The organism is Paenibacillus sp. FSL H7-0716 (genome assembly GCF_038002705.1).
GTDB lineage: Bacteria > Bacillota > Bacilli > Paenibacillales > Paenibacillaceae > Paenibacillus_AQ > Paenibacillus_AQ odorifer.
In genome coordinates this window covers 87,228-99,380 of the sequence record NZ_JBBODA010000023.1, presented here as the reverse complement: position 1 = coordinate 99,380, position 12,153 = coordinate 87,228, and the positions used below count along the sequence as shown (strand labels likewise).

General features: G+C 45.8%; 10 protein-coding genes and 1 tRNA gene. 2 read left to right on the top strand and 9 right to left on the bottom strand.

Annotated elements, in window-relative coordinates; all coding sequences use genetic code 11:
* From rnr to MHH60_RS24115, 8 genes are all read right to left on the bottom strand, one after another.
* Positions 1 to 2,278 (bottom strand): ribonuclease R (rnr, locus tag MHH60_RS24150; RefSeq protein WP_341161167.1); only part of this gene is annotated, 2,278 nt, incomplete at its 3' end.
* Between the two features lie 354 nt (positions 2,279 to 2,632).
* Positions 2,633 to 2,866, bottom strand: a complete 234-nt coding sequence (gene secG / locus MHH60_RS24145; protein ID WP_036687153.1) for a preprotein translocase subunit SecG — start codon at positions 2,864 to 2,866, stop codon at positions 2,633 to 2,635.
* Between the two features lie 231 nt (positions 2,867 to 3,097).
* Complete coding sequence (gene eno / locus MHH60_RS24140; RefSeq protein WP_036687130.1) at positions 3,098 to 4,384, bottom strand: phosphopyruvate hydratase; 1,287 nt, start codon at positions 4,382 to 4,384, stop codon at positions 3,098 to 3,100.
* 74 nt (positions 4,385 to 4,458) lie between these two features.
* Complete coding sequence (gene gpmI, locus MHH60_RS24135; RefSeq protein ID WP_036687125.1) at positions 4,459 to 6,003, bottom strand: 2,3-bisphosphoglycerate-independent phosphoglycerate mutase; 1,545 nt, start codon at positions 6,001 to 6,003, stop codon at positions 4,459 to 4,461.
* A 1-nt stretch (position 6,004) separates the two neighbouring features.
* Positions 6,005 to 6,757 (bottom strand): triose-phosphate isomerase, encoded by a 753-nt coding sequence (gene tpiA / locus MHH60_RS24130; RefSeq protein ID WP_036687124.1) that lies wholly within the window; start codon positions 6,755 to 6,757, stop codon positions 6,005 to 6,007.
* Between the two features lie 26 nt (positions 6,758 to 6,783).
* Positions 6,784 to 7,965 (bottom strand): phosphoglycerate kinase, encoded by a 1,182-nt coding sequence (locus MHH60_RS24125; protein WP_076135284.1) that lies wholly within the window; start codon positions 7,963 to 7,965, stop codon positions 6,784 to 6,786.
* A gap of 116 nt (positions 7,966 to 8,081) precedes the next feature.
* The gene (gene gap / locus MHH60_RS24120; protein WP_036687120.1) at positions 8,082 to 9,092 is read right to left on the bottom strand and encodes a type I glyceraldehyde-3-phosphate dehydrogenase; all 1,011 of its coding nucleotides are present in this window, start codon (positions 9,090 to 9,092) and stop codon (positions 8,082 to 8,084) included.
* 113 nt (positions 9,093 to 9,205) lie between these two features.
* On the bottom strand, positions 9,206 to 10,258 hold the full coding sequence (locus tag MHH60_RS24115) for a sugar-binding transcriptional regulator (protein ID WP_036687118.1): 1,053 nt from the start codon (positions 10,256 to 10,258) through the stop codon (positions 9,206 to 9,208).
* A gap of 268 nt (positions 10,259 to 10,526) precedes the next feature.
* Here MHH60_RS24115 and MHH60_RS24110 point away from each other — a divergent pair.
* Together MHH60_RS24110 and clpP are read left to right on the top strand one after the other, a co-directional pair.
* Positions 10,527 to 10,601 (top strand) — tRNA-Arg (locus MHH60_RS24110).
* Positions 10,602 to 10,794: 193 nt separating this feature from the next.
* Positions 10,795 to 11,391 (top strand): ATP-dependent Clp endopeptidase proteolytic subunit ClpP, encoded by a 597-nt coding sequence (clpP, locus tag MHH60_RS24105; RefSeq protein ID WP_036687113.1) that lies wholly within the window; start codon positions 10,795 to 10,797, stop codon positions 11,389 to 11,391.
* Between the two features lie 89 nt (positions 11,392 to 11,480).
* Here the strand turns inward: clpP and MHH60_RS24100 are convergent, their stop codons facing one another.
* Positions 11,481 to 12,119, bottom strand: coding sequence for a GDSL-type esterase/lipase family protein (locus tag MHH60_RS24100; protein ID WP_076135283.1), 639 nt, complete (start codon positions 12,117 to 12,119; stop codon positions 11,481 to 11,483).
* Positions 12,120 to 12,153: the final 34 nt, after the last annotated feature.

Below are 12,153 nucleotides of genomic sequence, written 5' to 3'. Positions count from 1 at the left end.
CGGGCTTGCCTTTACCGCCGCGTCCCTTGCCCGCGGCGCCTTTACCCCCGGCCGGCTTAATGAAGCCGCCACCCGAACGGCCGCCCTTGCCTCCGCGGCCGCCTGCAAAGCCACCGCCGCGGTGCTCGCCTGGCGCGCGTGGCTTCATGTCGACCAACTCGAAATCGATCGTGTGGTCATCCATATTTACTTTGGCGACTCGGATCTTCACCTCGTCACCAATGCGGAACACACGCGATGTGCGCTCGCCAATGAGCGCCATATGACCTTCGTCGAAATGATAATAATCGTCGCTCATTGCACTGAGACGAATAAGACCTTCGACGGTATTATCCAGCTCGATGAACATTCCGAAGCTGGTCACACTGCTGACCATAGCCTCGAATTCCTCGCCTACTTTATCCTGCATGTATTCTGCTTTCTTCAGCTGCTCCGTATCGCGCTCAGCTTCTACCGCCACACGCTCGCGTTCCGAAGACTGCTGAGCAATGTCAGGCATCCGGCTAGACAAATAATCATGCCGTTTCTGGGTCAGTGCCCCTCCATTCTCAATCACTTCACGCATTACGCGGTGAATGACCAGATCGGGGTACCGGCGAATCGGAGAAGTGAAGTGAGAATAGTATTCCGCAGCCAGTCCGAAATGACCCGTGCTCTCCGCATCATACTTTGCCTGCTTCATAGAACGCAGCATCATCGTACTGATGACCGTCTGCTCCTTTGTGCCTTGGATTTGCTCCAACAAATCCTGCAAAGCACGTGGATGAACCGAATTGCCACGACCCTTGACGTGATATCCGAAATTGGCCGCAAAAGCCATGAAATTCTGCAGCTTCTCTGGGTCTGGATCTTCGTGAATCCGGTAAAGGAACGGAACCTTCAACCAGTGGAAATGTTCAGCTACTGTTTCATTTGCCGCCAGCATGAACTCCTCGATAATCTGTTCAGCTACAGAACGCTCACGCTTCACGATATCTACAGCCTTGCCGTTCTCATCCACGATGATTTTGCTCTCTTCAAAATCAAAATCAACCGCACCCCGGCGCATCCGCGCATCGCGCAGCTTCATCGCCAATTCTTTCATGAGGCGGAAATCGTCAATTAGTGGACTATAACGTTCCAGCAGCTCTGGATCTTCGTCTTCGAGAATTTTACGAACATTGGAGTAAGTCATTCTCTCTTTGGTGCGAATCACGCTCGTAAAGACATCGTGCTTCACAACCTTCATTTGCTCGTTAAATTCCATTTCACAGGACATTGTTAAACGGTCTACCTGTGGATTCAAGCTGCAAATCCCGTTCGATAGACGGTGCGGCAGCATCGGAATAACCCGGTCTACCAAATACACACTACAACCGCGGTCATAGGCTTCTTTATCCAGCTCAGAGCCTTCACGCACATAATAACCTACGTCTGCTATATGGACGCCCAGCTTGTAATGTCCATTCTCCAAGCGCTGTACGTTTACCGCATCATCCAAATCCTTAGCATCTTCGCCATCAATCGTAACAATGTTCAGTCCGCGCAGGTCGCGTCTTCCTTGCTCCGCAATCTCCTCTTCTGTAATTGAATCAGGAGCACCATCGGCTTCATCCATCACTTCAGCTGGAAATGCCTCAGGCAATTGATGTTTGCGGATAATGGAAAGAATATCAACACCCGGATCATCCTTATGTCCGAGAATCTCAATAATTTCACCTTCTGCCGCTGCTCGGCCTTCCGGATAACTCACAATACGCACAACGACCTTTTGACCATCAACAGCACCTTTAAAGGATTGCTTCGGAATAAAAATATCACGATTAATCCGCTTATCATCAGGCAGCACAAAACCATAGGTCTCCAGGTTCTGAAATACACCTACCGTCTGCAACACGCCACGTTTTACAATGCGTACTACTTCGCCTTCCATACGTCCGCCGGACGGACTTTTAGAGGTAATACGAATCAGAACGATATCGCCATTCATAGCTCCCTTAAGATCATTTGCATGGATATATACGTCAGGATGATCACGATCATCCGGGATTAGAAAAGCAAAACCCTTCGCATGTGCTTGTAAACGTCCACGCAGCAAATCCATCCGTTCTGGCACGCCATAACGTGCAGTACGGGTCAATACAATTCTTCCATCCTGCTCTAATTCAATCAGCAGCTCCTCGAACTTTTTAAACCCTTCGCTATCCTCTAGAGCAAAATGACTCACCAGCTCTTCATAAGTCATTGGTTTATATGCAGTTTCCCGCATGAAATCGAGTAATATTTCTTGTGTTATCATGTTCGTCACCCCAGCCCTCCGCGGCTTCAAGCCGCTGGCAAATATGTATATCTTGTCCTGCCCTGCAGTAATGCCAAGTAAATTTTACCTTTACTACTTCATACCCTAGTATACACGAAATCAATCCTGCGCATCCCTGTTACTGTCATCCAAAGGTTAACACAGTACAAAATTTCCTTTAAATGCTGAAATACATCCATGCCGACTTCAGGTTTACTTCCTATCGATCCAGCCTTTTTCTTTGCGAATATGAAAAGAAAAGCACCCTTAGGTGCTTTTTAACTCCTTTTAATATAACAAAAAAGCCTCCGCTCTATTCCATTTAGAACAGAGCGAGGGCTTACGGTAGATCTTTTAGTCGATTAGAACTGCAGCTAGAATCGCCATGATAAAGAAACCAGCAGCAAGTCCAACAGTTACACGTTGTAGTACGAGCTCCATACCACGAGCTTTTGTTTTACCAAAGAGATGCTCAGCACCGCCAGAGATGGCACCGGAAAGACCCGCGCTTTTCCCCTTTTGCAGAAGAACCACCGCAATAAGACCGACGGAAAAAATCAGGAGCACAACTTTCAAAAAGATATCCATTCACTTCCACCTCCTACGCCTAAGCATCACTATCTATGGTAATTTAGGTTATCACGATACATAAACAGTATTCTTATTTTATCATAGCGCTGTCGGTAATACAACAGCTTAGACTGTTAAGTCGTAGCTTTTCTTGCAAGATAAGGATAAACCTATTGAAGTCTATCTTCTTCAAATCATAAAAAAGACCCGCCATAACGGCGGGTCTTAGAAGTCTGCTATAAAAGCAGATTATCTTTTGAGGTTGTAGAAGGATTTCAGGCCGTTGTATTGAGCCAATTCACCCAACTCATCTTCGATGCGAAGCAATTGGTTGTATTTAGCAACACGGTCTGTACGGGAAGGAGCACCTGTTTTGATTTGACCAGCATTAGTCGCAACAGCGATGTCAGCGATTGTGCTATCTTCGGATTCACCGGAGCGGTGGGAGATAACTGCTGTGTAACCAGCACGTTTAGCCATTTCGATAGCATCAAAAGTTTCAGTCAATGTACCAATTTGGTTAACCTTAACCAAGATGGAGTTACCGATACCTTTTTCGATACCTGTTGCAAGACGCTCAGTGTTAGTTACGAACAAGTCGTCACCAACCAATTGGACTTTGTCGCCCAATTTTTCAGTAAGCAATTTCCAGCCATCCCAGTCGTCTTCGGACATACCGTCTTCGATTGTGATGATAGGATATTTTTCAACCCATGAAGCAAGAAGGTCAACATACTCAGCGGAAGTGTAAGATTTACCTTCGCCAGCAAGGGTGTATTTACCGTCTTTGTAGAACTCAGTGGAAGCAACGTCCATACCCAAGAATACGTCAACACCTGGTTTGTAACCAGCTTTTTCAATAGCTTCGATGATTGTAGTGATTGCTTCTTCATTCGAACCAAGGTTCGGCGCGAAACCACCTTCGTCACCAACAGCTGTGTTCAGGCCTTTGGATTGAAGTACGGATTTCAAGTTGTGGAAGATTTCAGCACCTGTGCGAAGAGCTTCTTTGAAGCTTGGAGCGCCTACAGGAAGAACCATGAACTCTTGAACGTCGATGTTGTTATCCGCATGCTCACCACCATTGATGATGTTCATCATTGGTACTGGAAGAGTTTTAGCGTTGAATCCGCCCAGGTATACGTACAAAGGAATATCCAAAGCTGCTGCAGCTGCACGAGCTACTGCCATGGATACAGCTAGGATTGCGTTAGCACCCAATTTACCTTTGTTAGGAGTTCCGTCCAAAGTAATCATCAATTTGTCGATGCCCACTTGGTCAAGAGCGTCCATACCGATAACTTCTGGAGCGATGATTTCATTTACGTTCTCAACAGCTTTCAGAACGCCTTTACCCATGTAACGGGATTTGTCGCCATCACGAAGTTCTACAGCTTCGTGAGCACCAGTGGAAGCGCCGGAAGGAACGATAGCGCGGCCTTTAGCACCGGATTCCAGATAAACGTCAACCTCTACTGTAGGGTTACCACGGGAGTCAAGGACTTCGCGAGCATATACATCAGAAATAATAGTCATGTAAGTTAATCTCCTTTTAACATTGTTTTGGGTCTTACTTGTATAGCTTAAAATCAAAGGCGTTATACCTTACCTTACTTACGGCTAGCAATCATGGATTGTCCGGTCATTTCCGCAGGTTGAGGAAGTCCCATCAAATCTAGGATTGTTGGTGCTACGTCTGCAAGAATACCGGATTCACGCAATACAACATTCTCAGTAGTCACGATGAACGGAACAGGATTGGTTGTATGAGCTGTGAACGGGCGACCGTTCTCGTCAAATACCATATCTGCATTACCATGGTCAGCGATAATAATGGCAACGCCACCTTTGGCAACAACCGCATCCACTACTTTACCCACACACTCATCCGTCACTTCTACAGCCTTGATTGTTGGTTCCAGCATGCCGGAGTGTCCAACCATATCAGGATTGGCAAAGTTAAGAATGATAGCATCCTGTCTTTCCGCTTCGATTTCCGCTACGCAGGCTGCAGCCACTTCGTATGCGCTCATCTCAGGTTGAAGATCATAGGTTGCCACTTTAGGAGAGTTGATTAAGATCCGGGTTTCCCCAGGAAGCTCCTCGTCACGTCCACCGCTGAAGAAGAAGGTTACATGCGGATATTTTTCAGTTTCCGCGATGCGCAGTTGCTTCTTGTTTTGTTGAACAAGCACTTCACCCAATGTGTTATCCAGGTTCTTCGGTGAGTAGGCTACATAACCTTGTACCGTTTCGCTGAAAGTAGTTAGGCATACGAAGTGCAGGTTTTGCGGGAACAAAGGACCACGGTCGAAACCGCGGAAATCTTGATTCGTGAACACTTGTGACAATTGAATAGCACGGTCAGGACGGAAGTTGAGGAACACGACGGAATCGCCGCTCTCTACTGCCGTTACAGGTTTGCCTTCACTGTCTACAATTACACTAGGTTCAACGAATTCATCAAATACCGAGTTTTCATAAGATGAAGTGATGGCTTGCACAGCATCCGTGTATTTAGGGCCTTCACCATAAACCATAGCACGGTAGGCTTTCTCTACACGTTCCCAACGTTTATCACGATCCATTGCGTAATAACGTCCGGACACCGTTGCAATTGTACCCACGCCAACCTCTTCGATTTTAGCTACTAGATCTTGGACAAACTTCTTCCCACTATCAGGAGCTACGTCACGGCCGTCCATAAAAGCATGGATATACACTTCATGCATATCTTCTTTTTTAGCCAGGTCAAGCATAGCAAACAGGTGGTTAATATGGCTATGTACCCCTCCGTCGGATACAAGCGCATATAGGTGAAGCTTTTTGCCAGTGTTCTTAGCATTTCTCACTGCACTAACCAGGGTTTCGTTATCGAAGAACTCGCCCTCGCGGATCGATTTATCGATACGAGTCAAATCCTGATAAACGATCCGGCCTGCACCAATATTCAAATGCCCTACTTCGGAATTGCCCATTTGCCCTTCCGGAAGGCCTACAGCTTCACCGCAAGCAGTGAGTGTAGTGTTAGGATATTGTTTCAGGTAACGGTCATAGTTAGGTTTGTTGGCTTGAGCAACGGCATTACCTTCTGTCGTTCCACGCAAACCAAAACCATCCATGATGATCAAAGCTACGGGTTTTGGAGCTGACATCTTACTTCGCCCCCTCAACCAATTGAACGAAGGAATCCGGTTGTAAGCTGGCACCGCCAACAAGCGCACCATCGATGTCGCTTTGGCCCATGTACTCAGTTACATTCTCAGGCTTCACGCTGCCGCCGTATTGAATACGAACAGCTTCAGCTGTTGCTGCATCATACAGATCTTTTACAAGACTGCGGATGTATGCAATAACTTCGTTAGCATCTTGGGAAGTGGAAGATTTACCTGTGCCAATAGCCCAGATAGGTTCGTATGCAATAACAACTTTTGCTGCTTGCTCGGCACTAAGACCTTGGAATGCAGCTTCAGTTTGTACTTTACATACTGCTTTAGTTTGATCAGCTTCACGCTCTTCGAGCTTTTCGCCAACACATACGATAGGAGTAATTCCGTGACGGAATGCAGCATGCATTTTCTTATTCACGATTTCATCCGTTTCGCCAAAATAAGCACGACGCTCAGAGTGGCCAATGATAACATAGTCCACACCAAGATCACTTAGCATTACACCACTGATCTCGCCTGTGTAAGCACCGTTATCCTCAAAGTGTAGGTTTTGTGCACCAATCTTGATGTTAGTACCTTTTGCAGCTGCTACAAGTGCAGGCAGGTTAGTAAATGGAGCGCAGATTACAGTCTCAACGCCTTCTACTTCTGCTTTGCCTTTAATTTCAGCAATAAAGCTTTCTGCTTCAGGAACTGTTTTGAACATTTTCCAGTTACCTGCAATAATAGGTGTTCTCATGACTTATGTTGCCTCCTTCTTAGGTCTTACTTATCGTTCAGTGCTTCTACGCCAGGAAGCGCCTTGCCTTCCATGAACTCAAGGGATGCACCGCCACCAGTGGAGATATGATCCATTTGATCAGCCAGGTGGAATTTCTCTGCTGCTGCTGCGGAATCTCCGCCACCAATAACAGTGTAACCTTCAGTAGTTGCACAAGCTTTTGCTACTGCAAGTGTACCTTCAGCGAATTTATCGATTTCGAATACGCCCATAGGTCCATTCCAGACAACCAGCTTGGAGTTCTTGATAATATCGGCATAAAGTTCACGAGTCTTAGGTCCGATATCCAGTCCTTCCCAACCTTCTGGGATTTCATTGTAATCAACGATCTTAGTGTTAGCGTCAGCACCAAATTTATCAGCAACAACAACATCAACTGGAAGCATGAAGTTTTTACCAAGTGCTTTTGCTTTTTCGATGAATCCAAGAGCAACGTCAAGTTTGTCGTTGTCTACTAGTGATTTACCGATTTCAAAGCCTTGTGCTTTAGTGAATGTATAAGACAATCCACCGCCGATCAGGACGTTATCAGCCAAAGACAACAAGTTATCAATAACATCAATCTTGTCTTTAACTTTCGAACCACCGATGATCGCAGTGAAAGGACGTTCTGGGTTAGAAAGAGCTTTACCAAGAACGGACAATTCTTTCTCCATCAAAAGACCGGATACAGCTGGTAGGAAATGAGCGATACCTTCTGTCGATGCATGTGCACGGTGAGCTGCACCAAACGCATCATTAACAAACAAATCAGCCAATTCAGCGAATTGTTTAGCCAGTTCAGGATCGTTTTTCTCTTCACCTGGGTAGAAACGAACATTCTCAAGCACAAGTACGTCGCCTTCGCCTAGCTCAGCGATTTTTACTTTTACAGCTTCGCCAATTGCTTCATCAGCTTTAGCTACTGGTTTGCCAAGAAGCTCGGACAAACGTTCAGCAGCAGTAGTCAAACGCATGGAATCTACGAATTCGCCTTTAGGACGACCCATATGACTCGCAAGAATGATCTTTGCACCGTTCTCGATCAAATATTTAATGGTTGGAAGTGTTTCGCGAATACGAGTATCATCAGTAATTTTACCGTCTTCTACAGGTACGTTGAAATCCACGCGTACAAATACGCGCTTACCCTTTACTTCTACATCACGGACGCTTTTTTTGTTCATGATTAATTCCTCCACACCCAAAATTGTTTCTAGCAGGAAACAAGAAATACATTTAGAAAGAGCGGAAACAAGGAATTTCTGTTTCCGCTCTATAGATGTTGCTTATATCAAGTCAATTACTTAGCGATTTTAGCGAATTTCTCCAAAGTACGAACCAATTGTGCAGTGTAGGACATTTCATTGTCATACCAAGCAACAGTTTTAACCAGTTGTTTGTCGCCAACAGTCAATACTTTAGTTTGTGTAGCATCGAACAGGGATCCGAAAGTCATACCTTTGATGTCGGAAGATACGATTTCATCTTCAGTGTAACCATAAGTGTCTGGATCGGAAGCTGCTTTCATTGCTGCGTTGATTTCTTCAACAGTAACGCTCTTATCAAGAACAGTTACAAGCTCAGTCAGGGAACCAGTTGCAACTGGAACACGTTGAGCTGCACCATCCAATTTACCTTTAAGTTCTGGAATAACCAGACCGATTGCTTTAGCAGCACCAGTAGTGTTAGGAATGATGTTCTCAGCTGCTGCACGAGCGCGTCTGAAGTCACCTTTAGCATGTGGAGCATCCAAAGTGTTTTGGTCACCAGTGTATGCATGAATTGTAGTCATCAAGCCTTCAACGATACCGAACTTGTCGTTCAGTACTTTTGCCATTGGAGCTAGGCAGTTAGTTGTGCAAGATGCGCCGGAAATAACAGTCTCAGTACCATCAAGAATGTCATCGTTAACGTTGTAAACGACAGTTTTCATGTCGCCAGTAGCTGGAGCGGAGATAACTACTTTCTTAGCTCCACCTTTCAAGTGTTTTTCAGCTGCTTCTTTAGTTGTGAAGAAACCTGTGCACTCAAGTACGATATCAACGCCTAGGTCGCCCCATGGCAATTCTTCAGGGTTGCGGTTAGCAAGAACCTTAACTTCTTTACCATTGACTTTGAAGAAGCCATCATGCACTTCAACATCACCTTGGAATTTACCTTGAGTTGTATCATATTTAAGCAAATGAGCAAGCATCTTAGCGTCAGTCAAGTCGTTGATTGCTACCACTTCGATACCTTCTACATTTTGAATACGGCGGAAAGCAAGGCGTCCAATACGTCCAAAACCGTTAATTCCAACTTTTACACTCATTGAATAGTTCCTCCTAGAATTCGTTTTATTTATTCAAAACAGACGGTGAGGTCTGTCATGACAACAATGTTAAGTATGATGCAAGAAGTATGTTATTGCCTGCAATCTAAAAACTACGAAGATAGCTGTAGTTGATTGTCAATTTCCTTGCCTATTTCTACTGCGGCGGCCTCGTCCGTGACGAGAATATTCTCCTGCCCGAAACGCAGCATGGCATGAATGGCTTTGGCCTTGGGTTTGCCTCCTGCAATACCGATGACTTTCTCTGTCCGGATGATATCTTCTAGACGTAGACCCATCGTAAGCATGGTATGGACAACCTGACCCTCTTCATTGAAATAATAGCCAAAAGATTCGGCCACTGCCCCTTCACCCTGGATTTCCGAGACTGTAGCCTCGTCCAGTTTGCGGCGGCGGGTCATTTCAATGGCATCCCCAATCCCATGTACAATAATACGCGAACTGCGGATGGTTTGTACAATCTCTCCAATATTAGAGTCAAGCGCCAGCGATTGGTATGCATCCCCACTAAGCAAATCAGGGACATGCAGCAACCGGTAGTTGGCTCCAACCCGCTTTGCCATTGTTGAGGCAATCGTGTTGGCTTGAATCTCCATACTCTCTCCTAATCCTCCACGCGCCGGAACAAACCAAGCGTTCTTATAGGAAAGGGACAACGGCGGTGTCAGTTGATCAGCCATATCGGCAAGCGTCGATCCACCTGTGACGGCAACTGTATCATCTGCGCGAAGTATACTCAGCAGCGCTTTCGCACCCGCTCGGCCAAGCTCTCGTTTGGTGAACGGCGATGACTCACAATCACCCGGTACTACAATAACTTTATCCAGACCATACGTTGCTCGAATTTTCTCTTCCAGCTCATCCAGACCAAATAGGCTCTTAACAACCGGCTCTAGCAAATCAAGCAGTCTACGTCCAGCAGCGCTAATGCGCATGCCAACACTCTCGATCTCAATAAGCCCTTGCGATTTCAGAAGATCCGTCTCGGCACGCAGTACCCGCTCAGTCATATCTAGCGAAGCGGCTAGCGTTCTGCGCCCAATAATATCGGACAGCATGATCTGATGAAGAATCGTGTACCGTCTCTTAAGGGTTTCCATGAGATCAGGCAGAAGCTGCTTTTGGATATCTAATAAATTACGCATACTTTCACTCCTGCAACTTCGTCTTCCTCTATTCCCTTGTTCATGGTCTCAAAACGTCCCGGGTAAACTTTTTAAGTCCCACCCATATTCTAACCAAATATTGCTCGAAGCGCAAGTCTTCCGAGAGTAGAATTCTCAAGCGCTTGTCTTCTTATACATGAATAAGGTCAGAAAAAGATATAGCGCCCGATGCCTGTCCCTAGAGCGCCTGTCCAGTATTAATATTACATTGCAATTGTGTAAAAATTGTATTATAATCATTTTTGTTGCGCCCGTGGTCCAATGGATATGACGTAGGCCTCCGAAGCCTGAGATCCAAGTTCGATTCTTGGCGGGCGCGCCATTAATTTCATTTTTGCACATAATTTAGTAGTGCCTATACTACTACTTAACCAAAGAGCCGCTTGTCGGCTCTTTTTTTTGAATATAAGTTTGACTTTCTTTGACTTTTTGTTTGAATTTGTTTATCATGTGGGTAATACGGCAAGAGTAAAAATGAATACATTTAAAGAACCAATATCAAGGAGGTTTTCCACGTGAGTTATATTCCTATGGTAGTAGAACAGAGCAACCGCGGCGAGCGCGCTTATGACATCTATTCCCGCCTGCTGAAGGACCGCATCATTTTCCTTGGAACGGAGGTTAATGACGTGGTAGCCAATTCTATCATCGCACAAATGCTGTTCTTGGCTGCCGAAGATCCTGACAAGGACATTCACCTTTACGTGAATAGCCCAGGCGGTTCCATTACTGCAGGTATGGCTATTTTTGATACAATGCAGTACATTAAACCAGACGTTTCCACCATCTGTGTGGGTATGGCAGCTTCCATGGGAGCTTTCCTGCTAAACGCTGGCGCCAAAGGCAAACGCTTTGCACTGCCTAACAGCGAGATCATGATCCACCAGCCTCTGGGTGGTGCTCAAGGTCAAGCAACGGACATTGAAATCCGTGCCCGCCGTATCCTCAAATTGCGCGATAAGCTGAACCGTATTCTAGCAGAACGTACGGGTCAACCTCTAGAACGTATTGAGAAGGATACAGATCGCGACTACTTCATGACTGCTGCAGACGCGGCTGAATACGGTATCGTAGATAAAGTAATCGAGAAGACATTGCCTAGCGGTGTGTAAGCTATAAAGTAAAAATATAAAGAGGCTGTGCTCTAACCATAACGGATAGGGCACAGCCTCTTTATATTTTATAGAAGACCTAAATCCAATTAAGCCAGCCCGCCATAACCTAGCGCGTCCAGCTTCTCGGCAATTACGCGATAACCCCGGCCATTCGGATGCAAATGATCAATGGATAACAGCCCTCTCTCATTTCCTGCGAACTCACTGTAAATTGAAGCAAATCCACAGACTCGACTGCTGTACTGTGCTGCGTATTGATTAAACTGTCTGACCCACTCTGTCGCACCAACCACCTGAGGATAGGGATTATATAATCCCACAATTCTAATGATAAAAGGTCTACGCGTCCTCGCCTTCAATTGTATGAGAATATTCATAATTGCAGAGAAATTTTGTTTGCATTCCTGAAGCGATCTGCGCAGCTCTGCGGATAAGTTCCCTTGCTGTCTTGCTGCGGATTTGGCCGCGTGAATCAAATCATTACCACCGATAGACACAGTGATGATATCGGCTTCTCGAACGGCCTCACGCATCATGGTATTTCCGCGCAGCCGCTGCTCCAGCTCTGAAGTAGTCATTCCGTTCACGCCTAAATTCGTAGAGGCTACAGTTGTCCGCAGTCTCCCTTCTGCCATTCTACGGTACACCGGTACAAAACCGTTACCTGGCAGAGCACCAAATCCAGTCGTCAAGGAATCGCCAATTGCAGTATATTGGTAGCCCATAGCTCTCCCCCGTTCATAAACTAGTTACTCCCTT

Excerpts from the sequence above, each read along its gene's own strand:
- secG (WP_036687153.1), bottom strand. The coding sequence starts at position 2,866 with ATGGATATCTTTTTGAAAGTTGTGCTCCTGATTTTTTCCGTCGGTCTT.
- gpmI (WP_036687125.1), bottom strand. The coding sequence starts at position 6,003 with ATGTCAGCTCCAAAACCCGTAGCTTTGATCATCATGGATGGTTTTGGT.
- tpiA (WP_036687124.1), bottom strand. The coding sequence starts at position 6,757 with ATGAGAACACCTATTATTGCAGGTAACTGGAAAATGTTCAAAACAGTT.
- MHH60_RS24115 (WP_036687118.1), bottom strand. The coding sequence starts at position 10,258 with ATGCGTAATTTATTAGATATCCAAAAGCAGCTTCTGCCTGATCTCATG.
- gap (WP_036687120.1), bottom strand. The coding sequence starts at position 9,092 with ATGAGTGTAAAAGTTGGAATTAACGGTTTTGGACGTATTGGACGCCTT.
- eno (WP_036687130.1), bottom strand. The coding sequence starts at position 4,384 with ATGACTATTATTTCTGATGTATATGCTCGCGAAGTCCTTGACTCCCGT.
- MHH60_RS24125 (WP_076135284.1), bottom strand. The coding sequence starts at position 7,965 with ATGAACAAAAAAAGCGTCCGTGATGTAGAAGTAAAGGGTAAGCGCGTA.
- MHH60_RS24100 (WP_076135283.1), bottom strand. The coding sequence starts at position 12,119 with ATGGGCTACCAATATACTGCAATTGGCGATTCCTTGACGACTGGATTT.